General features: G+C 42.3%; 23 protein-coding genes, 1 tRNA gene and 1 pseudogene. 23 read left to right on the top strand and 2 right to left on the bottom strand.

All coding sequences use genetic code 11. The annotated features are described in order from the left end of the window. Positions 1 to 2 precede the first annotated feature (2 nt). The 21 genes and pseudogenes from H8S88_RS09955 to H8S88_RS06890 all read left to right on the top strand — a co-directional run. A pseudogene (locus H8S88_RS09955) lies at positions 3 to 83 on the top strand (GNAT family N-acetyltransferase); the annotation flags it as partial. 46 nt (positions 84 to 129) lie between these two features. Continuing rightward, positions 130 to 202: transfer RNA gene (locus tag H8S88_RS06985), tRNA-Thr, on the top strand. 327 nt (positions 203 to 529) lie between these two features. Beyond that, positions 530 to 841, top strand: a complete 312-nt coding sequence (locus tag H8S88_RS06980; protein ID WP_125335802.1) for a hypothetical protein — start codon at positions 530 to 532, stop codon at positions 839 to 841. Between the two features lie 177 nt (positions 842 to 1018). Beyond that, a complete protein-coding gene (locus tag H8S88_RS06975; RefSeq protein ID WP_125335804.1) occupies positions 1019 to 1465 on the top strand; it encodes a LytTR family DNA-binding domain-containing protein in 447 nt (148 codons plus the stop codon). A 4-nt stretch (positions 1466 to 1469) separates the two neighbouring features. After that, positions 1470 to 2165: a LiaF transmembrane domain-containing protein gene (locus tag H8S88_RS06970; RefSeq protein ID WP_125335806.1), complete on the top strand. Its 696-nt coding sequence runs from the start codon at positions 1470 to 1472 to the stop codon at positions 2163 to 2165. A gap of 118 nt (positions 2166 to 2283) precedes the next feature. After that, a complete protein-coding gene (gene rpmB / locus H8S88_RS06965) occupies positions 2284 to 2472 on the top strand; it encodes a 50S ribosomal protein L28 (protein WP_001140948.1) in 189 nt (62 codons plus the stop codon). 154 nt (positions 2473 to 2626) lie between these two features. Then, positions 2627 to 2992, top strand: coding sequence for an Asp23/Gls24 family envelope stress response protein (locus H8S88_RS06960; RefSeq protein ID WP_125335808.1), 366 nt, complete (start codon positions 2627 to 2629; stop codon positions 2990 to 2992). Positions 2993 to 2994: 2 nt separating this feature from the next. Next, positions 2995 to 4659 (top strand): DAK2 domain-containing protein, encoded by a 1665-nt coding sequence (locus tag H8S88_RS06955; protein WP_048691480.1) that lies wholly within the window; start codon positions 2995 to 2997, stop codon positions 4657 to 4659. 161 nt (positions 4660 to 4820) lie between these two features. Beyond that, positions 4821 to 5390, top strand: a complete 570-nt coding sequence (locus H8S88_RS06950) for an SP0191 family lipoprotein (RefSeq protein ID WP_048691478.1) — start codon at positions 4821 to 4823, stop codon at positions 5388 to 5390. A gap of 127 nt (positions 5391 to 5517) precedes the next feature. Further along, positions 5518 to 5709 carry a hypothetical protein gene (locus H8S88_RS06945; protein ID WP_023027681.1) on the top strand — a complete coding sequence of 64 codons (192 nt, stop codon included), beginning with the start codon at positions 5518 to 5520 and terminating at the stop codon, positions 5707 to 5709. Further along, entirely contained in the window at positions 5706 to 5903 is a 198-nt protein-coding gene (locus tag H8S88_RS06940; RefSeq protein ID WP_123159968.1) for a hypothetical protein, read from the top strand. Before H8S88_RS06945 ends, H8S88_RS06940 begins: the two co-directional genes overlap by 4 nt. Further along, a complete protein-coding gene (locus H8S88_RS06935) occupies positions 5890 to 6807 on the top strand; it encodes an ABC transporter ATP-binding protein (protein WP_125335810.1) in 918 nt (305 codons plus the stop codon). The genes H8S88_RS06940 and H8S88_RS06935 overlap by 14 nt, the downstream gene beginning before the upstream one ends. Next, positions 6776 to 7516 (top strand): ABC transporter permease, encoded by a 741-nt coding sequence (locus H8S88_RS06930; protein WP_125335812.1) that lies wholly within the window; start codon positions 6776 to 6778, stop codon positions 7514 to 7516. Before H8S88_RS06935 ends, H8S88_RS06930 begins: the two co-directional genes overlap by 32 nt. Continuing rightward, positions 7513 to 8610 carry a sensor histidine kinase gene (locus tag H8S88_RS06925; protein WP_125335814.1) on the top strand — a complete coding sequence of 366 codons (1098 nt, stop codon included), beginning with the start codon at positions 7513 to 7515 and terminating at the stop codon, positions 8608 to 8610. The genes H8S88_RS06930 and H8S88_RS06925 overlap by 4 nt, the downstream gene beginning before the upstream one ends. A gap of 1 nt (position 8611) precedes the next feature. Then, positions 8612 to 9211, top strand: coding sequence for a response regulator transcription factor (locus H8S88_RS06920; protein ID WP_236128212.1), 600 nt, complete (start codon positions 8612 to 8614; stop codon positions 9209 to 9211). A 186-nt stretch (positions 9212 to 9397) separates the two neighbouring features. Continuing rightward, positions 9398 to 11098: an acetolactate synthase large subunit gene (locus H8S88_RS06915; protein ID WP_125335818.1), complete on the top strand. Its 1701-nt coding sequence runs from the start codon at positions 9398 to 9400 to the stop codon at positions 11096 to 11098. Further along, complete coding sequence (gene ilvN / locus H8S88_RS06910; RefSeq protein ID WP_006594976.1) at positions 11091 to 11567, top strand: acetolactate synthase small subunit; 477 nt, start codon at positions 11091 to 11093, stop codon at positions 11565 to 11567. Before H8S88_RS06915 ends, ilvN begins: the two co-directional genes overlap by 8 nt. A gap of 64 nt (positions 11568 to 11631) precedes the next feature. After that, on the top strand, positions 11632 to 12654 hold the full coding sequence (gene ilvC, locus H8S88_RS06905) for a ketol-acid reductoisomerase (RefSeq protein ID WP_023027688.1): 1023 nt from the start codon (positions 11632 to 11634) through the stop codon (positions 12652 to 12654). A 215-nt stretch (positions 12655 to 12869) separates the two neighbouring features. Then, positions 12870 to 14120 (top strand): threonine ammonia-lyase IlvA, encoded by a 1251-nt coding sequence (gene ilvA, locus H8S88_RS06900; RefSeq protein ID WP_125335820.1) that lies wholly within the window; start codon positions 12870 to 12872, stop codon positions 14118 to 14120. Positions 14121 to 14179: 59 nt separating this feature from the next. After that, positions 14180 to 15067 carry an SPFH domain-containing protein gene (locus H8S88_RS06895; protein WP_048788758.1) on the top strand — a complete coding sequence of 296 codons (888 nt, stop codon included), beginning with the start codon at positions 14180 to 14182 and terminating at the stop codon, positions 15065 to 15067. A gap of 109 nt (positions 15068 to 15176) precedes the next feature. Further along, positions 15177 to 15392, top strand: a complete 216-nt coding sequence (locus H8S88_RS06890) for a capsule biosynthesis transcriptional regulator (RefSeq protein WP_006594972.1) — start codon at positions 15177 to 15179, stop codon at positions 15390 to 15392. Positions 15393 to 15587: 195 nt separating this feature from the next. Here the strand turns inward: H8S88_RS06890 and H8S88_RS06885 are convergent, their stop codons facing one another. Next, positions 15588 to 16328: an amino acid ABC transporter ATP-binding protein gene (locus H8S88_RS06885; protein ID WP_009732258.1), complete on the bottom strand. Its 741-nt coding sequence runs from the start codon at positions 16326 to 16328 to the stop codon at positions 15588 to 15590. Beyond that, positions 16328 to 17890, bottom strand: coding sequence for an ABC transporter substrate-binding protein/permease (locus tag H8S88_RS06880; RefSeq protein WP_125335822.1), 1563 nt, complete (start codon positions 17888 to 17890; stop codon positions 16328 to 16330). The genes H8S88_RS06885 and H8S88_RS06880 overlap by 1 nt, the downstream gene beginning before the upstream one ends. A gap of 120 nt (positions 17891 to 18010) precedes the next feature. Between H8S88_RS06880 and H8S88_RS06875 the strand changes: the two genes are divergently transcribed. Continuing rightward, the gene (locus tag H8S88_RS06875; RefSeq protein ID WP_125335824.1) at positions 18011 to 19918 is read left to right on the top strand and encodes a DUF2207 domain-containing protein; all 1908 of its coding nucleotides are present in this window, start codon (positions 18011 to 18013) and stop codon (positions 19916 to 19918) included. A 159-nt stretch (positions 19919 to 20077) separates the two neighbouring features. Further along, a complete protein-coding gene (locus H8S88_RS06870; protein WP_125335826.1) occupies positions 20078 to 20914 on the top strand; it encodes an undecaprenyl-diphosphate phosphatase in 837 nt (278 codons plus the stop codon). Positions 20915 to 20996: the final 82 nt, after the last annotated feature.

Below are 20996 nucleotides of genomic sequence, written 5' to 3'. Positions count from 1 at the left end.
GAGGTTTTAAAAAATTAGAGATTTTTCCTCAACTATGGGATCTTAAAAATCCTTGTCAGATTTTGATTAAAAAGATCAACTAAAAGTGCTTGACATCCGCTATCAGAGTGCTATACTGAGAAGGTAATCGCCGAATTAGCTCAGTTGGTAGAGCAACGCACTCGTAACGCGTAGGTCACAGGTTCGATCCCTGCATTCGGCATCAAACCACACAAGAAAAAGCCTATTGTGACGGGCTTTTTTTGATGTTGAATCACTTTATGTACCAAAATTTGTACCAAATGATTATAAAAATTTTCAAACTCATCTTTGCTTTTCTCAATCGTCATGGACTGGAATGGTTTCATGAAGTATAGGATCTATATAAAAAAACATTTATTCCGTCTAGCTCATGGATGTTCATGTAACCAGATAGTCCGATAATTTGACCGCTTATCCAAATTTCCTTGTCACCCTTGCTTTTGTTTGTTATAGTAGGATTATCAAAAGAAGCTAGTCTTCTGATAACATTATAAAAAGAGGTAGTATCATGAAAAAATTAATTGGTTTTGGATTTATCCTTGCAGCTATTGCCGTCATCACCTTTAGTATGATTGGATATCCGAAAATAGATGCCAATCTTTGGCCCTTGGTTCCAGTTGTCTTGTTTGCTTTCTTTACTCTTGAAAATGCACTTAAGAAAGACTACAAGTCCAGCTTGATTTGTGCCGTCATTGGCTTCATCATTGCCAATGCTATCTATGATCTTCTTCCGATTTCAAATGGGGTCGTGATTACTGCGGGTGTCTTGGTTTGTCTTGGTCTCGGTTTTCTCTTTCCAGACGCACCAAAAGAAAAATAATGCTTCTAATTTTATTCGCTTCAGGGGCTTGGTATGAAGAGATTTCTTCATACCAAGTCCTTTTTAGCTGTCTGAAAGAACCACTTAGGGGCTGAAAAGAACCACTTACCGAAAAGGTCTTGTAAGATTTTGAACACCTGTTATAATGTTACTAACAAAGGTTAAGAAAGGAGTCCTATGAAAGTTCGTATCGAATTAGATCCGCAGATGGATGAGCCAGAAATGATCATTCGGGCTCCTCGATTGACGGAGGATGTCGCCCGCTTGCAACAGTTGATCTTGGAGCAAAAAATGACGCCCTTGACCTTTTACAAGGATCGAAGCGAGTACTTTGTAGATGTGTCAGAAATTCTCTTCTTTGAGACAGATGGTGAAAAGATCTATGGGCATACCAAAGAAGAAGCTTACGAGGTCCGTCAAAAACTCTACGAATTGGAAGAGATCTTGCCGATTGCTTTCTGTCGCATCTCCAAGTCGACCATCGTCAATACCAAGCAGATTTATTCCATCGAAAAATCTTTTTCGGGAACCAGTACAGTAAACTTTTATCAAACCCATAAGCAGGTACACGTGTCCCGACACTATTATCAACTCTTAAAAGAACGGTTAAAGGAAATGAGGTAACAAAATGAAAAATAAATTAATTGGGATTTTCTTAATCCTCCTAGCAGCTCTGGTGCTTTTGCAAGGCTATTTTGTAAAATGGGAAATCAGTATTTGGGCGCTGGCTTGGGTTGTCTTGCTCGCAGTCCTTTCCCTCTCTAGTTTCTTGAAGCGCCACTTTGGTTGGGGCTTCCTATATGGGATTTTGGCCCTCTTCTCCCTTAACGGCCAATACCATTTTCTTCCAGTATCCAATTCGGTGGTCATCTTTTCTTCTATTTTAGCGGTGATCGGTCTCAATATTCTCTTCAAGCCTTCCAAAAAAGCAAAAGCAACTTGGAACTCCTACTCAGCAGGAACATCTTCCCAAACTGCTGGCAATGACATCGATGTTTCCTTCTCTACAGTGACCAAGTATTTGAATGATCAGAATTTTACGGGTGGGAGTGCGGATGTGAGCTTGGGAGAAGCTTCTATCTATTTTGACAATTGCCGGATCGAAGGGCCGTCAGCCCAGTTTGCGGTGGATGTCTCCCTTGGAAGTTTGAGTCTCTATGTCCCGAGTGACTGGCGGGTTCATGTCAATGTAGAAAGTTCTCTGTCAGCTATCCAACACCAGGAAAATCCTAGCAATTTAACCAGCAAAGACTTTTACATCGTCGGAGAGGTCTCACTGGGGAATCTAGAAATCATCTATGTAGGTGAGAATAACTTTTCATAAGTCGATCTAAGAAAAACTTATTCAAAGGTCTTGCCAAGAGAAAGTTTTTTTGGTAATATAGTACGGTATGTGGTGCTAGCACATCCGTAATATTAGATCTAATAGGAGGCAAAACAGAATGGCTAAAGTATGTTATTTTACTGGTCGTAAGACTGTATCAGGAAACAACCGTTCACACGCGATGAACCAAACCAAACGTGCCGTAAAACCAAACCTTCAAAAAGTAACTGTCCTTATCGATGGTAAACCTAAAAAAGTTTGGGCTTCAGCTCGTGCATTGAAATCTGGTAAAGTAGAACGCGTTTAATCAGAAATCAGGATCTCTTGGAGGTCCTTTTCTTTTGTCTCCATTTCCTTATTTATGGACATTTGTATCAACCGATAGGAGAAAGGATTCTCCCTTTTACACTCGAGCTCTTTTATGGTAAAATAGAATATAAAATACTTTTGAGGTAGAAATTATGACAGTAAAAATCAATACAAAAGATGGTCAGATTGAATTGACCGATGATGTCATCGCAACTGTTGTAGGCGGTGCTGCCACTGAAATTTTTGGAGTGGTTGGAATGGCCAGCAAAAACGCGATTAAAGATAATTTCCAAGCTCTCTTAGGTAAGGAAAACTACTCTAAGGGTGTGGTTGTAAAAACGACCGAAGCAGGAAGTATCGCGGTTGATGTTTACACTGTTTTGAGCTATGGTACAAAGATTAGCGAAGTCTCAAAAAATATTCAAGAACGTGTCAAGTTTAGTTTAGAAAACCAGCTTGGAATCACAACGGATACAGTAAACGTCTATATCCAAAACATTAAAATTGTGGGAGAATAATCGTGTCAAAAATTACAACTAGTTTATTTCAAGAAATGGTCCAAGCAGGGGCTACTCGCTTAAATAAACAAGCCGAGTATGTCAATTCGTTGAACGTTTTTCCTGTGCCAGATGGTGATACTGGAACCAATATGGGAATGACCATTGAAAATGGTGCAAAAGAAGTAGCCGATCGCTCTGCTTCAACTGTTGGTGAAGCAGCAAATATCTTTGCTAAGGGTCTTTTGATGGGAGCGCGTGGAAACTCAGGAGTGATTACCTCACAGTTGTTCCGCGGATTTTCTCAAAGTGTCAAAGATAAGGATGAATTGGATGGTGCAGCTCTTGCGGCAGCCTTCCAAGCAGGGGTTGAAGTAGCCTATAAAGCGGTTATGAAGCCTGTCGAAGGAACGATTTTGACTGTTTCTCGTGGTGCTGCTATTGGTGCCAAGAAAAAGGCAGAATCAACCAATGATGCGGTTGAAGTCATGCGTGCAGCCCTTGAAGGAGCTAAAACAGCCCTTGCCAAAACACCAGATATGCTTCCAGTATTGAAGGAAGTCGGTGTGGTGGACTCTGGTGGTCAAGGTTTGGTCTTCATCTATGAAGGATTCCTATCAGCTTTGACAGGAGAATTCATTGCTTCTGAAGAATTTGTGGCTACTCCAGCAACCATGTCAGAAATGATCAACGCAGAGCACCACAAGTCCGTAGCGGGCCATGTGGCAACCGAAGATATCACCTTTGGTTACTGTACAGAGATCATGGTCGCTTTGAAACAAGGTCCAACCTATGTCAAAGACTTTGACTACGACGAATTCCGTAACTATTTGAACAATCTTGGGGATTCTCTATTAGTCGTCAACGATGACGAAATCGTCAAGGTCCACGTCCATACTGAAGATCCGGGTCTTGTCATGCAAGAAGGATTGAAATATGGTAGCTTGGTCAAAGTAAAAGTGGACAACATGCGCAACCAGCACGAAGCACAAGTTGAAAAAGAAGAACGTCAAGCGAAACCAGCTGAAGCAAAAGAATATGCGATTATTGCAGTCGTTGCGGGTGATGGTTTAGCGGATATCTTCAAAGCGCAAGGAGTGGATTACATCATCTCTGGTGGTCAAACTATGAACCCTTCAACAGAAGACTTTGTCAAAGCTGTTGAAGAGTTGAATGCACGCAACATCATTATCTTGCCAAACAACAAGAACATCTTGATGGCGGCTCAATCTGCAGCAGAAGTCATTGAACAACCTGCAGCAGTTGTTGAGACGAAGACCATCCCTCAAGGATTGACCAGTCTTCTTGCCTTTGATGAGAGCAAGTCGATCGAAGAAAACTACGAACGCATGAGCGCTTCATTGGAAGATGTTGTGTCTGGTAGTGTGACGACAGCTGTTCGTGATACCACTATTGATGGTCTTGAAATCCATGAAAACGACAATCTTGGAATGGTTGATGGTAAGATCGTCGTTTCCAATCCAGATATGATGGAAACCTTGACAGCAACCTTTGACAAGATGTTGGACGAAGATAGTGAAATTGTCACGATTTATATCGGTGAAGATGGTAAAGAAGAAGTAGCTAATGACTTGGCTCAAAACTTGATGGCTAAATATGAAGACGTCGAAGTCGAAATTCATCAAGGAAATCAACCAGTTTACCCATATTTGTTTAGCGTTGAATAATCAAAAAATTTCAAAAATAGCAGGAAAAAGAGCCAAAAAATGATTTTTTGGCCCTTTTTTGATAAAAAAAAGCTTTATGAAAGCGATTAGATAGGTGTTTTTAGACAATTTTTATTTGATATGTTATACTTTAGAAAAATAGAAATAGGAGAAAAAAGCAAATGAAAAAGGTAATCTGCTTTTTAGGAGCTTTGCTTTTGGTGATGACGGGGTGTGCTACTAAGTCCCAGTCCACAGAAACATCAAAAAGCTCAACCACTACTTCGATAGAAAAAAGTGAAACTGTTACCAGTGAGGCAAAGGAAGAAACCAAGGTTCTCACTGCAGAAATCAATGGCAATCAACATCGCTACACCATCACGACAAAAGGTGATAAGGTTCAGAAATTAAAGTTAGATGTTTTATCGGCCCTACCAGAAAAAATCGCCACTAATTCAGCTAATCTAAGTCCTGAAGAAATGACAAAAATTATCAATGAAGGTTTGCAGTCAGATTCAGAATACAAGGCTCTGAAAGACACAGCTGGCTTCAGTATCGAATATAAGGTCACTCCAGAGAAAAAATTAGCCTCAACAGTCTCTGTTGATATGGAAACCATTGATTGGGACAAGGTTAAAGATCTATCTTACTTTAAAGATCTTGGTATCGGTGACCTGAAAGACATCAAGGCATCGACCGTTTTCACAGGATTAAAACTCCATGGTTTCAAAGAAGAAACCCCAGCACCATAGGTTCGGACTCTTGTCCGGCCTTTTTTTATTTTCCATGACATTTGTCATGTCAGCCAGTGACAAAATCATCTAGTGGCCTGTTATTCCTTTCGCTATAATAAAGTCAGAAAGTAAGAGGTAAGGAAAAATGAAACAATGGTTCTATAAAGTGTTTACGTTAACAGTGGTTGGGATGGTCGTCTATTTGATCTTTTCAAAGGATGATAGTCTCTATTACCATTTCCCTTGGGAATTATTTGCTGGGATTGGCATCATGAGCTGGGCGGTCCAAGAAGGTCTAAAAATGGTCAAGGCTGTTAAAAAGGAGATGGAGCAATGAAAAAGAAATTTGAAATTGGATTGGTAGCTGTTTTGTGTTTGCTCCTTTGGGCAACTGAGATAATGACGGGCTGGTTTTCTGCCCATTTTCCTAGCTGGTTTTTCCAAACGGTTTGGGGAGTGACCTTGGTCGTCTATGTCATCATTCCAGCTGGCCAAATCTGGTTGAAAGGAGAGTCTCATGAGTGTCATTAGAGTAGAGAACTTGAACAAAAGTATCAAAGGAAAGGTGATCCTAGAAGATCTTTCTTTCACAGTCGAGAGAGGGGATTGTCTGGCTTTGATTGGGCCAAACGGAGCTGGGAAAACAACCTTGATGGATTGCCTCCTAGGAGATAGGAAGGCGACTTCTGGAACTATTGAAGTAGAGGGAAAAGCTCCTGGCCATCCTCAACTAAAGGCTAGTGTCTCGTATCTCCCTCAAGAGAATGCCATCGTACAAAAGCTAACCGTGCAGGAACTGATCAGTTTCTTTCGCTCGATTTATCCCAACCCTTTAACGGTCAAGGCCATCGATGATTTATTGCGTTTTACTCCAGAACAAAAGAAGCAATTAGCCAGTAAGCTGTCTGGTGGGCAAAAGCGTCTTTTATCCTTTGTGTTGACTTTGATTGGTCGTCCCAGTTTGCTTTTCTTGGATGAGCCAACGGCTGCCATGGATACGTCCACTCGCCAACGCTTTTGGGAGATTGTCGGGCATTTAAAGGACCAAGGTGTGACTATTGTCTATTCTTCCCATTACATCGAGGAAGTAGAGCATACAGCTGATCGGATCATAGTCTTACACCAGGGCCATTTGCTTCGGGATACGACACCTCTCGCTATGAGAAGCGAAGAGGTAGAAAAACATTTCACCCTGCCACTACGCTACCAAGGTCTAGTGGCCGAGATGGAAGGGATTGGTCAAGTGACGGTCAAACCCGATGCCCTTCAGGTTGTGACAAGCGATGCCAATCGTTTGTGGAGGCGATTGCAGGAAGAAGGGTGTTCGATCCAAGAGATCGAGGTGACCAATCGAAGTTTATTGGATTCTATTTTTGAAAATACAAAGGAAGTAGGTAGAGAAGATGAAACGCATGAAAGCTCTCGGCGTGGTTGAGTGGCATTTGACTAGACGCCAAGCCATTTATTACTTGTTATCAATTGGGATGCCCACGGCCTTTTATCTCTTCTTTTCAGGGATGTACCAGGACACACCAGGGGCACCCACTCACTTTATGAGGGATTATCTCCTTTCTATGACGGCATTTTCTATGATGTCTACGGCTATCTTTTCTTTTCCAACAGTTCTTGAAACCGATCGACTCAACAATTGGCAAAAAGTCTTGCGCCATACCCCGGTATCTATGGTAGAATATTATCTAATAAAGGTTGCGGGTCTCTTTGTAGACTTTCTCCTATCCATTGGGGTCGTCTTTACCGTGGGTCATGTGGTGCGGCATGTGAACATGTCTCTACAGGATTGGGTCTTAGCGGCCTTCCTTCTCATCCTAGGAAGTCTAGCTTTTGTAGCTATCGGTCTGGTCTTGACCTTGCTTCCTTCCAGTCAATTGATGTCGGTTGCGGGCAATCTCCTCTATATGGGACTGGCTGTCATGGGTGGCCTATGGATGCCGATTAGTGTCTTTCCAGAATGGATGCAAGCTATTGGCAAATGCCTTCCAACCTATCAATTGATGGAACTGATCAAGAACTTTTTAAATAAGGGGCAGGTCAATGGCTTTGCTAGTCTCTATTTAATCTTGTTTACCTTGGTCTTGTTTACCCTTGTCATCGTCTATCGTCGTCATTCTGAGGTTCGTTCATGATTGAAAAACTCAAGCGTATTCATTATATGTTTTACGCTAGCCTAGTCTTTATGGGATTCCCATTTATCTCTATTTTATTGGGTGAGGTTCCCTACTGGCACTTCTTTTTAGCCCTCTTGTTTATTGCTTCCTATCTAGGAATCTTGATTACTGAAAACAAGAAGCTGATCTGGATTTGTTGGCTGTACCTCCTAGCCTATGTAGCAGGAAATACTCTTTTTATTAACGCCAACTATTTTTGGTTTTATTTCTTCATCAGTAACCTGTTAGTCTATCACTTTGAGATTAGCGATTTTCGCTCTCTTTATCTTTGGACAGTTTTTCTATCGCAATTCCTACTTTTTGGAGTTATCTTTTTCAAACAGAATGCGATGGAGTATGAATGGGTATTTTTAATCATCATTTTCTTCTTTACCCATGCCATGACTTACGGCATGGTTCGGATTCGGATGATGGAAGAGTTGAAAGCTGACCATGCCAAGCAAAATGCCCAGATCAATCTTTTGCTGGCAGAAAACGAGCGCCATCGGATTGGACGTGATCTGCATGACAGTCTAGGACACACCTTTGCCATGCTCAGTGTCAAGGCGGACCTAGCTGATCAATTCTTAGCATTGGGTCAGGTTGAGAAGGCGCAGGAGCAGGTGCAAGAGATTCAAGCTATCAGTCAAGAGTCCATGCACCAAGTCCGAGAGATTGTGGAGAACTTGAAGCAACGAACCCTGACAAGAGAGCTAGAAACTGTCCAGCAAATGCTAGAAGTGGCGCAAGTCAAAGTGGAGATTCAGAATGAGCTCGATACAGCTAGCATCTCGCCGATCCTAGAGTCTGCTCTGGCCATGGTGTCTCTGGAATTAGCCACTAATATGATCAAACATGCCAAAGCGACGCAGGCCTTTCTCTCTTATTGCTCCACCGAGACAGGTGTAGAAATGGTTGCAGAAGACAATGGCATCGGCTTTAGTAAAGTTTCCGATAAGGATCTGCACTCGATCCGCGAACGGATTGCCTTATTGGGAGGAGAGTTAGAGATCAGTCGTCGTCACAAGCCAACCCGCATAGAAATACGGATCCCCTATCAAGAAAGGAAATAAGATGCGCTTATTAGTTGCTGAAGACCAAAGTATGTTACGCGATGCCCTCTGTCAGCTCTTGCTTTTGCAAGAGGATGTAGAAGAAGTCTTGCAGGCTGGAGACGGGCAAGAAGCTGTTCGCTTACTCGAAACCCATCCAGTTGATATTGCTATTTTAGATATTGAGATGCCTATCAAAACAGGACTAGAAGTGTTGGAATGGGCCAAAAGTCAACAACCCCAGCTCAAGGTTGTCATCGTTACCACCTTTAAGAGACCGGGTTATTTTGAGCGGGCCCTCAAGACCGGAGTCGATGCCTATGTCTTAAAAGAACGCCGCATCACGGACTTGATGGGCACCCTGCATACCGTTTTGGCAGGTCAAAAAGAATATTCTCCTGAATTAATGGAGGGAATCTTGACCCATCCCAATCCTCTAAGTTCTCAGGAGCAAGCAGTACTAAAAGAAGTCGCCAAAGGAGCTTCCAACCAAGAAATTGCTGATCGTTTATTTCTCTCTAATGGGACCATCCGCAATTATATGTCAGCGATTCTGACCAAATTGGATGCAGAGAACCGGACCGAGGCAGCAAAGATTGCCCAAGAAAGGGGCTGGCTATAAGCAAGCAAAGTTTCTAGGATTCCTAGAGACTTTTTTGATTGGATTGTTCTTTTTTCAGGAAATATCTCATTATTCGGATTTGGATAGAAAATTCAGAAAATTTGTGATTTTTACTTGAAATATTTTCCAAAAATGATATGATAGTAGCATGCTCATTTGATAATCAAAGAAACAGAAAGGAGAGACATGGAGAAAATTACCTTAGAAACTGCAAAGACAGGTTCAGAGCTTGTGCTAGAAACGCTTCGAGATCTTGGGATTGATACCATTTTTGGGTACCCAGGTGGAGCGGTTTTGCCCCTTTACGATGCTATTTATAGTTTTAAAGGGATCAAACACATTCTTGGTCGACATGAACAAGGGTGTTTGCATGAAGCGGAAGGCTACGCCAAATCAACTGGAAAGTTGGGTGTCGCAGTCGTCACTAGTGGACCTGGGGCAACCAATGCCATTACAGGTATTGCTGACGCCATGAGTGATAGTGTCCCTCTTCTTGTATTTACTGGACAGGTTAACCGTTCCGGTATCGGGAAGGATGCCTTCCAAGAGGCAGATATTGTTGGGATTACCATGCCAATCACCAAGTACAATTACCAAGTACGAGAGACAGCAGATATTCCACGGATTATTACTGAAGCGGTCCATATTGCGACAACTGGTCGTCCAGGTCCTGTCGTCATTGACCTTCCAAAAGATGTCTCTGCCTTAGAAACAGATTATATATTCAACCCAGCAATCGATATTCCAAGTTACCAGCCGACCATTGAGCCAAATGAATTACAGATTAAGAAAATCTTGAAGCAATTGGGCAAGGCTAAGAAACCAGTCCTTTTGGCTGGGGGTGGCGTTAGCTATGCGGAAGCGGCAGAAGAATTGGTAGCCCTAGCAGAACGCTACCAGATCCCTGTAGTGACTAGCCTTTTAGGTCAGGGAACGATTGCGACAAACCATCCTCTCTTCCTTGGAATGGGTGGGATGCACGGTTCCTTTGCGGCCAACATTGCCATGACCGAAGCGGATTTCATGATCAGTATTGGCTGTCGTTTCGATGACCGTCTGACAGGAAATCCAAAGACCTTTGCGAAGAATGCCAAAGTCGCTCATATTGATATTGACCCAGCAGAAATTGGTAAAATCATTGCAGTCGATATTCCCGTTGTTGGCGATGCGAAGAAAGCTCTACAACAGTTGTTGGCAGAGACAGTCGTTCACAACAATACGGAGAAATGGATAGAGAAGGTCACAAAAGATAAGAACCGGGTTCGTTCTTACGATAAGAAAGAACGCGTGGTCCAACCCCAAGCAGTTATTGAACGCGTGGGTGAGTTGACCAAGGGGGATGCCATCGTCGTGACAGACGTTGGCCAACACCAAATGTGGGCAGCTCAGTACTACCCATATCAAAACGAACGCCAATTAGTGACTTCTGGTGGTTTAGGGACTATGGGATTCGGTGTACCAGCTGCAATTGGTGCTAAGATTGCCAATCCAGACAAAGAAGTCGTGCTCTTTGTCGGAGATGGTGGCTTCCAGATGACCAACCAAGAATTGGCAATCTTGAATGTTTACAAGATTCCGATCAAGGTCATCATGCTCAATAACCATTCACTTGGGATGGTTCGGCAGTGGCAAGAAGCCTTCTATGATGGACGAACATCAGAGTCCGTCTTTGAAACCTTGCCAGACTTCCAATTGATGGCGCAAGCCTATGGGATTAAGAACTACAAATTTGACAATCCCGAAACCCTTGAGAAGGATTTGGAAGTCATTACCGAAGATGTACCAATGTTCATCGAGATTGACATTTCTCGGAAAGAACACGTTCTACCAATGGTACCAGCTGGTAAGAGCAATCATGAGATGTTGGGGGTGAAGTTTAATGCGTAGAATGTTAACAGCCAAACTTCAAAACCGGTCTGGGGTTCTCAACCGCTTTACCGGTGTCTTGTCTAGACGACAAGTCAACATTGAGAGCATCTCAGTGGGAGCAACAGAAAATCCGAATGTATCGCGGATTACCATCATCATTGATGTTGCATCTCATGATGAAGTCGAACAAATCATCAAGCAACTCAATCGCCAGGTCGATGTGATTCGCGTCCGAGACATTACAGATAAACCTCACCTCGAGCGTGAAGTGATTCTGATCAAGGTCTCTGCACCAGCAGAGAAACGGGCAGAATTGCTGGCTATTATCCAGCCCTTCCGCGCGACTGTGGTAGACGTGGCTCCAAGTTCCATCACCGTGCAGATGACAGGAAATGCAGAGAAGAACGAAGCTCTCTTGCGTGTCATTCGTCCTTATGGGATTAAAAATGTCGCACGGACGGGTGCAACTGGCTTTACCCGCGATTAAAATCCAACCTAAATTTGTTAAAATAGCCTAATAGGCAATAAAAATAGAAAAGAGAGAAAAAACTATGGCAGTTCAAATGGAATACGAAAAAGATGTAAAAGTAGCAGCACTTGACGGTAAAAAAATCGCCGTTATCGGTTATGGATCACAGGGTCATGCCCACGCGCAAAACTTGCGTGACTCAGGTCATGATGTGATCATCGGTGTACGTCCAGGTAAATCTTTTGATAAAGCAAAAGAAGATGGCTTTGATACTTACACAGTAGCAGAAGCAACTAAATTGGCTGACGTTATCATGATCTTGGCTCCAGACGAAATCCAACAAGAATTGTACGAAGCAGAAATTGCTCCAAACTTGGAAGCTGGTAATGCTGTTGGATTTGCACATGGTTTCAACATCCATTTCGAATTCATCAAAGTTCCTGCAGATGTAGATGTCTTCATGTGTGCGCCTAAAGGACCTGGTCATTTGGTACGTCGTACGTATGAAGAAGGATTTGGTGTTCCTGCACTTTACGCTGTCTACCAAGATGCTACAGGAAATGCTAAAGATATCGCCATGGACTGGTGTAAAGGTGTTGGTTCAGCACGCGTTGGTCTTTTGGAAACAACTTATAAAGAAGAAACTGAAGAAGATTTGTTTGGTGAACAAGCCGTTCTCTGTGGTGGTTTGACTGCCCTTATCGAAGCTGGTTTTGAAGTCTTGACGGAAGCTGGATACGCTCCAGAATTGGCTTACTTTGAAGTACTTCACGAAATGAAACTCATCGTTGACTTGATCTACGAAGGTGGATTCAAGAAAATGCGTCAATCAATCTCTAACACTGCTGAATACGGTGACTACGTGTCAGGTCCACGTGTGATCACTGAACAAGTGAAAGAAAACATGAAAGCCGTTCTTGCGGATATCCAAAATGGTAAATTCGCCAACGACTTTGTGAACGACTACAAAGCTGGTCGTCCAAAATTGACTGCTTACCGTGAACAAGCGGCTAACCTTGAAATCGAAAAAGTTGGTGCTGAATTGCGTAAAGCAATGCCATTCGTTGGAAAAAATGACGACGACGCCTTTAAAATCTATAACTAATGAGGTGATGGTGAAGTTGGGAGAAATCCCAACTTCTTTTTCATCAATAGCAGAGATGGATTGGAAGGTATTTTCAACCATTTAGCAGAATCTGTATGAAGAGACGTGCCATATCGAACATTTTGGGTGATTTTTCTGAAAATTTGGAAAACACGCTGAAATTTTTGCAGTCTTTTGATATAATTAGATGAAATAAGGAGAAGAAGAGGAAGACCATGATAACATCGAAAGATATCATAAAAGCCCACAAGGTCTTAAAGGGTGTGGTTGTTGAGACTCCCTTAGATTATGATCATTATTTATCTGAAAAGTATGGAGCAAAAATCTATTTAAAGAAGGAAAATGCGCAACGGGTTCGTTCCTTTAAGATTCGTGGAGCCTACTACGCGATTTCTCAGTTACATGCGAAAGAGAGAGAACGAGGAGTGGTCTGTGCCTCAGCGGGCAACCACGCTCAAGGAGTTGCCTACACCTGCCGGGAGATGAAAATCCCAGCGACCATCTTTATGCCGATTACAACACCTCAGCAAAAAATTAGCCAGGTTCGTTTCTTCGGTGGAGAATATGTGACCATTAAATTAGTAGGAGATACTTTTGATGCTTCTTCTAAGGCGGCGCAGGAATATACTGAACTTAAAAACTGTACCTTCATTGATCCATTTGATGATGCCAATGTCCAAGCAGGTCAAGGAACTGTAGCCTATGAAATTTTAGAGGAAGCTAAAAAAGAATCCATCAACTTCGATGCAGTGTTAGTACCAGTTGGTGGAGGTGGCCTCATCGCCGGAGTATCTACCTATATCAAGGAACAAGCGCCGGAAATCGAGGTTATTGGAATTGAAGCAGATGGGGCTCGGTCGATGAAGGCAGCCTTTGAAGCTGGAGGCCCGGTAAAACTCAAACAGATTGATAAGTTTGCGGATGGGATTGCTGTTCAAAAGGTAGGGCAGTTGACTTATGAAGCAACGAAAAAAAATGTTGAGACCTTGATTGGCGTCAACGAGGGCTTGATCTCTGAGACCTTGATTGATCTTTATTCTAAGCAAGGCTTGGTTGCAGAACCAGCTGGAGCTGCCAGTGTTGCAGCCTTAGAAGTGTTGAGAGAGTATATCAAAGGGAAGACCATTTGCTGTGTGATTTCTGGGGGGAACAATGATATTAACCGGATGCCAGAGATGGAAGAGCGAGCTTTGATCTATGATGGTATCAAACACTACTTTATCGTCAACTTCCCGCAACGTCCAGGAGCTCTTCGAGAATTTGTAAATGATATCTTAGGACCAAATGACGATATCACGCGGTTTGAGTACATCAAACGAGCAAGTAAGGGGACTGGCCCAGTCTTGATTGGGGTTGCTTTGGCAGATAAGCATGACTATGCAGGTCTGATCAATCGGATTGAACAATTTGACCCTTCTTTCATTAACCTAAATGGAAATGAAACCCTCTATAACATGTTGGTATGATGGCTTCTTTAACAAAGAGTCACTTAAAAAAGTAATAAAATATAAAGGAGAATCAGGAAATGATTTGGATTTTTCTATTGGCTATTCTAGTAGTTGGAGCTACTGTATTCATTAGCTCACTCTATGTGGTGAAACAACAATCTGTTGCAATTATTGAGCGTTTTGGACGCTATCAAAAGATCAGCAATAGTGGGATTCATGTCCGTGCACCATTTGGTATCGATAAAATTGCTGCGCGTGTGCAATTGCGTCTCTTGCAAAGCGAGATTGTGGTCGAAACTAAGACACAAGATAACGTATTCGTTACTATGAATGTCGCGACACAATACCGTGTAAATGAAAACAATGTAACGGATGCTTACTACAAATTGATGCGTCCAGAAGCTCAGATCAAATCTTACATCGAAGATGCTCTGCGCTCATCTGTTCCAAAGTTGACCTTGGATGAATTGTTTGAGAAAAAGGATGAAATCGCCCTTGAGGTTCAAAAACAAGTAGCTGAAGAAATGTCAACCTACGGGTATATCATTGTAAAAACCTTGATTACCAAGGTTGAACCAGATGCTGAAGTCAAGCAGTCAATGAATGAGATCAACGCTGCTCAACGGAAACGTGTGGCTGCCCAAGAATTGGCTGAAGCGGATAAGATTAAAATTGTTACTGCAGCCGAAGCGGAAGCTGAAAAAGATCGCCTTCACGGGGTCGGGATTGCAGAGCAACGGAAGGCCATTGTAGATGGTTTAGCAGATTCTATCAAGGAATTGAAAGACACCAATGTGAATTTGACAGAAGAACAGATTATGTCGATTCTTTTGACCAACCAATATTTGGATACTTTGAATAACTTTGCAGAAAAACAAGGAACCAATACCCTCTTCTTACCAGCTAATCCTGATGGCGTAGAGAGCATTCGCACCCAAATCCTCTCAGCTTTAAAAGCTAAATAACAAAATATCTGACTTTTTTAAAATTGTTCGTATTTTCAGCTATTATGGTTGACAAAATATGCAAAAAATTTTATATTAGTATTGGAAATAATAATATAGGAGAAGAATCATGGCTAAATCGAACTTCGAAAAAGTGGAATCAGTTGTTGGTTGGGTACGTGATAAAAAGATCACTGGCTATCGTATCAGTAAAGAAACGAACGCCCGTGAAATGTCTATCATTGCACTTGCGCAAGGTCGTGCAAAAGTGAAAAACATTTCGTTTGAAACTGCGCTTGGCTTGATCGATTTTTATGATAAGAATCATCAAAAATTCGAAAATTAAACTTAGATATAAAAAAGAAGGGAAAAAGCTTCCCTTCTTTTTATATAGTATAAATCAGGATATCGTAGGAAAGTATCACTAGCTTACTTCATATCTATCAAAGGATTTCAACAAGTTTATGTGTGGAATCGTGCTTTCAATTGATGGTATTTAAAAACTCCCTCATCGGAAGGATTTCCAGTGAGGGAGTTTGTTTTAGTTTAAGAAACGTTGTAAGAATTCTTTCGTTCGTTCTTCTTTTGGATTGGTAAAGATTTCTTTCGGATCACCTTGTTCAGCGATGACCCCCTTGTCCATAAAGATAACACGACTTGAGACGTCTCGTGCAAATTCCATTTCGTGGGTGACCACGATCATGGTTAAGCCTTCTTTGGCTAAGTCTTGCATAATTTTAAGAACTTCTCCGACCATTTCAGGGTCCAGAGCAGAGGTTGGCTCATCGAAGAGAATAGCATCCGGATCCATAGAGAGGGCCCGAGCGATAGCGACCCGTTGTTTTTGTCCTCCTGAAAGTTGTTTTGGACGAGCAGCCCAATAAGGTTCTCCCATACCAACTTTCTCTAAATTCGCTTTAGCAATCTTCTCAGCCGTTTCTCTGTCCCGTTTTAGGACAGTTGTCTGAGCGACAATGGTGTTTTCTAAGACATTTAAGTTTTCAAATAGGTTGAAGCTTTGGAAAACCATGCCCAATTTTTCCCGATAGTGGGTGAGATCATAGTCAGGATCAAGAACGTTTTGCCCCCGGTAGAGGATTTCTCCATCAGTCGGTGTTTCTAAGAGATTGATGGAGCGAAGGAAGGTAGATTTCCCACTACCAGAGCTCCCAATGATAGAGATCACTTCGCCCTTCTCAACAGAAAGAGAGATGTCCTTCAAAACTTCGTTTTGACCGTAGGATTTTTTTAAGTGTTTGATTTCAAGTATTTTTTCTGCCATTATTTCACCTCTTTGACTTGCATTTGATTGGCACCTGTTGTATAGGTATCAGAATCTAAGCGACGTTCGATGTAACGTAGGATACGGGTGATAGTGAAAGTCAGGATAAAGTAAATAACTGCAATAATAGTAAAGGTTGGGAAGTATTGGTAGTTTTGAGTTGCGACCGTATTTCCTGTAAAGTAAAGTTCGACCACGGAGATAACATTCAAGACAGATGTGTCCTTGATGTTGATGACAAATTCATTCCCTGTCGCTGGCAAGATATTCCGAACGACCTGAGGAAGGACGACCTTGCGCATGGTTTGTCCATGGGTCATTCCTAGAGCAGTCGCTGCTTCAAACTGACCAGTATCCACTGCCAAGATTCCTCCACGAACAATCTCACTCATATAAGCCCCTGTATTGATCGAAACAATAAAGATGGCGGCCCAGGTACGATCCAAGGAAATATTGAAGGCTTGGGCCGAACCGTAGAAAATAACCATGGATTGAACGATCATCGGAGTTCCACGGAAGATCTCAATGTAGACATTGAGGAACCAACCAAAGAATGATTGCAAGGCAGCGACGGCCTTGTTCTTAGACATAGGCGCAGTCCGGAAGACACCGATTAACAAACCGATAATCAACCCAGCGATGGTTCCCGTCATGGAGATGAGGAGAGTCATACCAGTTCCGCGTAAGAACTGTGGGCCATTATCTTTCAAAATCTTCATCATTTGGCTGAAGAAAGTCTGCTCATCATCGCTAGCATCGCTGGAAGCTGGTTGCTTCTTGATCATATCATCCATGAGTTTGACTTGGTCTTCTGATGAAATATTAGCTAGTGCCGCATTGACTTGGTCAAGTCTAGCGTCACCCTTCTTCATCCCGATAGCGATGGTCGCATCTTCTTCCCCAACTTCAAATCCTTTTTTGAATTGGATCATCTTAAATTTTGAATTAGCGGACTCAGCTGTCAAGGCTTCTGGACGCTCAGAAACATAGGCATCGATAACACCAGATTCTAAAGCTTGGCGCATTTGAGCAAAGTCTCCCATTGCAGTTTCTTGTTTTGCACCCTTGAGTTGGGAGATGAGAGAGTAGAGATAGACCCCTTGTTGAGAGGTGACCTTTGCATCCTTAAAGTCATCTAAACTAGTGGCATTCGCATAGTTTCCATCTTTGCGGACCAGCATGACTGGCTCACTAGTATAGTAGCTATTAGAAAAAGCAACCTCTTTTTTGCGCTCAGCAGTAGGACTCATCCCGGCAATAATCATATCGATTTTCCCAGAAGTGAGGGCTGGAATTAGTCCGTTCCAAGATGTTTTTACGATCAGAGGTTTTTTACCTAGTCCCTCAGCAACCTTTTTGGCGATTTGAACATCGTAACCATTGGCATATTGGTTGGTGCCATCAATCTTTACGGCTCCATTTGAATCATCTTCTTGAGTCCAGTTGAAAGGAGCATACGCAGCCTCCATTCCAATCCGGAGATACTCATCTGCTTTGACAATATGGCTCATTCCCAGACACAAAAGTAGTCCGGTAAAGAGAGCATAAATTGTTTTTTTCATGTAGTCTCCTCTTCCTTTATAAATAGTATCATCTTATTGTACAGGAAATTGGTCTACTTTTCAAACCTGATAACCTTTTCATGAAAAAATGCTATAATAAACCAAAGGAGTATAGGGGAAATGAAAAAAATTCTGTATGTTCTATTGGCAGTGATGGCCTGTCTATTTGTAACAGGTCTTGTAAAAGCGGATGGTCCTTCCTATGAGGTTCAGTCTTATCGGGGGACTCTTACCTTGGAAACTTGGGACGATGCTACTTATGAGGAAGAATTGGTCTATCATTTTACAACTTCCTATAATGGCCAATATGTCACCTTGGGATCGGCGGGTAAAATGCCTCAAGGTTTTGAAATAATAACTCCTCCCCTGGTGGAAGTTGAAGGCAGAACCTTGTTACAAGAACCAGAAGTTCAAAATTTAGGCGATGGTTATCAGGTTAAGATTTACAATGGCGGAAGCGCAGGAGATACTGTTAAGGTGAAGGTTATCTGGCACTTAAAAAATCTGCTCTATGTTCATCGGGATATCTTGTTATTGAACTGGAAGCCGATCAGTGATGGGGATCAGGGGGTCAAAAAAGTAGAGTTACAGATTATCCCGAAATTTGCCACGGCTACCTCAAAATCGGAACTGAATATCCATACGGCTTATATGGGGGCTGAGGCAACTGTTCAGAAAGAAGAAGCAAACTATAAGGCTACTCTAGAGAATCTGAAACGAAAAGAAGGTGTTGAGATTTATGCTTACTGGCGGAAATCGGATATAGCTTCCTTTGGGGAATCCTATCGCGATACAGGTTTGATGGAGGAGTCCAACTATCATCGGACGGAAGCAGGAATTGTTCAAAAACGGACCTGGATTCGCCTATTTATGAAGGTCCTACTCCCAATCCTTATTCTGTTCATCCTTCTTCTTGCTATTTATTATCGTCATCGATTCATGCAATCTGTGACTTCTACCAGAGTTTTCCCAAAAAATAGCCGCTTGTATGAGATTCCAAATGACGTTGCGCCTCTACTAATGGCCTCGATTGTATACTCTACAGAGCTAGATGAGATTTCTCCAACCAAAAAACATGCTCGGGGCGCCTTTAAATTTGATCAGTTGGTGCAAGCAACCTTACTTGATTTGATTGATCGAAAAAATATCATCTGTGAGCAATACGACACTCATACAGTTTTAACCATTCAAAATGAAGATACATTGGATGAATTTGAGCGCGAATTTCTTAGACTAGCTTTCGGTTCTCAAAAATATTGTAGAACAGATGACTTGTTTTCAGATTATGAAATTTCGGATTCTCTCTATAAATATGCCTCTGAGAAAGAGCAAGATGCCATTCGCAAGCGAGGAAAACAAGCGCAAGATCGGATTGATGCAGCGATTTCTCGTGTCGCTCAGGCAGTTCAACAAAAGATCCAAACCTTTGCCCTTTCTCCTTACTACCGTCCTTTAGAGGTAGGGGAGGAACGTGCAGGCCGTATGTGTCTCTTCTTTGGATGGGCTGCGTGGAGCATTGCTTTGGTAGCCGGTCTAATTGCTTATTTCATCTTGAATTGGCTCTCTATCTTTTGTGTGATCTATGTGTTGGTAATGTGGATTCTTCCGGCATCCTTCCAAGGGAAGTTCACCCTCTATCGACGGGATGGAGTCCCAACGGACCTCGGTGCAGAACAGCGCTATTACTGGGATAGCTTCCGTAATATGTTGCGGGATATCGCTCATTTGGAAGAAGCAGAAGTTCAATCGCTGGTTTTATGGAATCGCTTATTAGTCTATGCTACTCTGTTTGGTTTTGCAGATCAAGTAAGTAAAGTGATGAAACTTCGTCAAATCCACTTGGATAACCCAAGTATGGATGCCTATGTCTACACTCCATTTCGTAGTAATCTGATCCATTCCAGCCATCTCTTATCTACTTATGGAACGACCGCGACAACTGCTAGTCATTTTACAGTGTCTTCAAGTGGTAGTTCTGGTGGTGGCTTCTCTGGTGGCGGTGGTGGCGGTGGCTTCGGTGCTTTTTAGAGTCGCACAAGTGCTAGCTAGCCACAGTTGTAGTTACAATTTTAGAAAAGTGAGGTAGGATCTACCTCACTTTTTTAGTCTATGCATCCTTGCAAGCGCATCTGGTTCTATGGCTAGAAATGTGTTATAATATAGCAAATGTAAGTTTAGGAGAAGAAGATGTTTATCATTGAAGTGATAAAAGCGATTCTTTTTGGAATCGTTGAAGGAGTCACCGAGTGGCTTCCAATCTCAAGTACAGGTCATTTGATTTTGATTCAAGACTTTATCCAGTTTAAGGATCAAAACTCTGCCTTTATGGAGATGTTTAATGTTGTTATTCAGCTTGGTGCTATTATGGCCGTCGTCGTGATTTACTTCGACAAGCTTTATCCCTTTAAGCCTGGAAAATCGAAAAAAGAGGTGAGACGGACTTGGCAATTGTGGGCCAAGGTTGCTGTGGCGACCCTGCCTTTGCTCTTTGTCTTTAAATTAGATGATTGGTTTGAAGCTCATTTTCATAACTCTTTTTCTGTAGCCATCATGCTGATCACCTATGGTTGGGCCTTTATTTACCTTGAAAAACGAGAGCAAGTAGAGCCAGAAGTGACGGAATTACACAAGTTGCCTTATAAGACTGCTCTCTATATTGGTTTGTTCCAAGTCTTGTCACTTTTCCCAGGAACCAGTCGGTCAGGTGCAACAATTGTAGGTGGTTTGGTCAATGGAGTTAGCCGCTCCGTTGTGACAGAATTTACCTTCTATCTGGGGATTCCTGCCATGTTTGGAGCTAGCCTATTAAAGGTCGCTAAGTTTGTCTTGGGAGGAAATGCTTTAAGCTTCAGCCAAGGAACAATCCTTTTGGTCGCTATGGCAGTTGCCTTCGGAGTCAGTATGGTAGCGATTCGCTTCTTGACAGATTATGTTAAAACTCATGACTTCACAGTTTTTGGAAAATATCGGATTGTTTTGGGAGCGATTTTGCTGGTCTATGCAGTAATTAAAATCTTTATCTAATCATGAGATAGGAGTGCTTCTTCTTTCTCTTCAAATGGCTATGTTTGAGGGGGGAGGAAGTGCTCTTTTGTTTAAGGTTTTT

This window comes from Streptococcus sp. GS001 (assembly GCF_021595565.1).
In the GTDB taxonomy this organism is placed as follows: domain Bacteria; phylum Bacillota; class Bacilli; order Lactobacillales; family Streptococcaceae; genus Streptococcus; species Streptococcus xiaochunlingii.
Note: the sequence above shows the minus strand (reverse complement) of the source record. Positions and strands in the feature narration are given on the sequence as shown.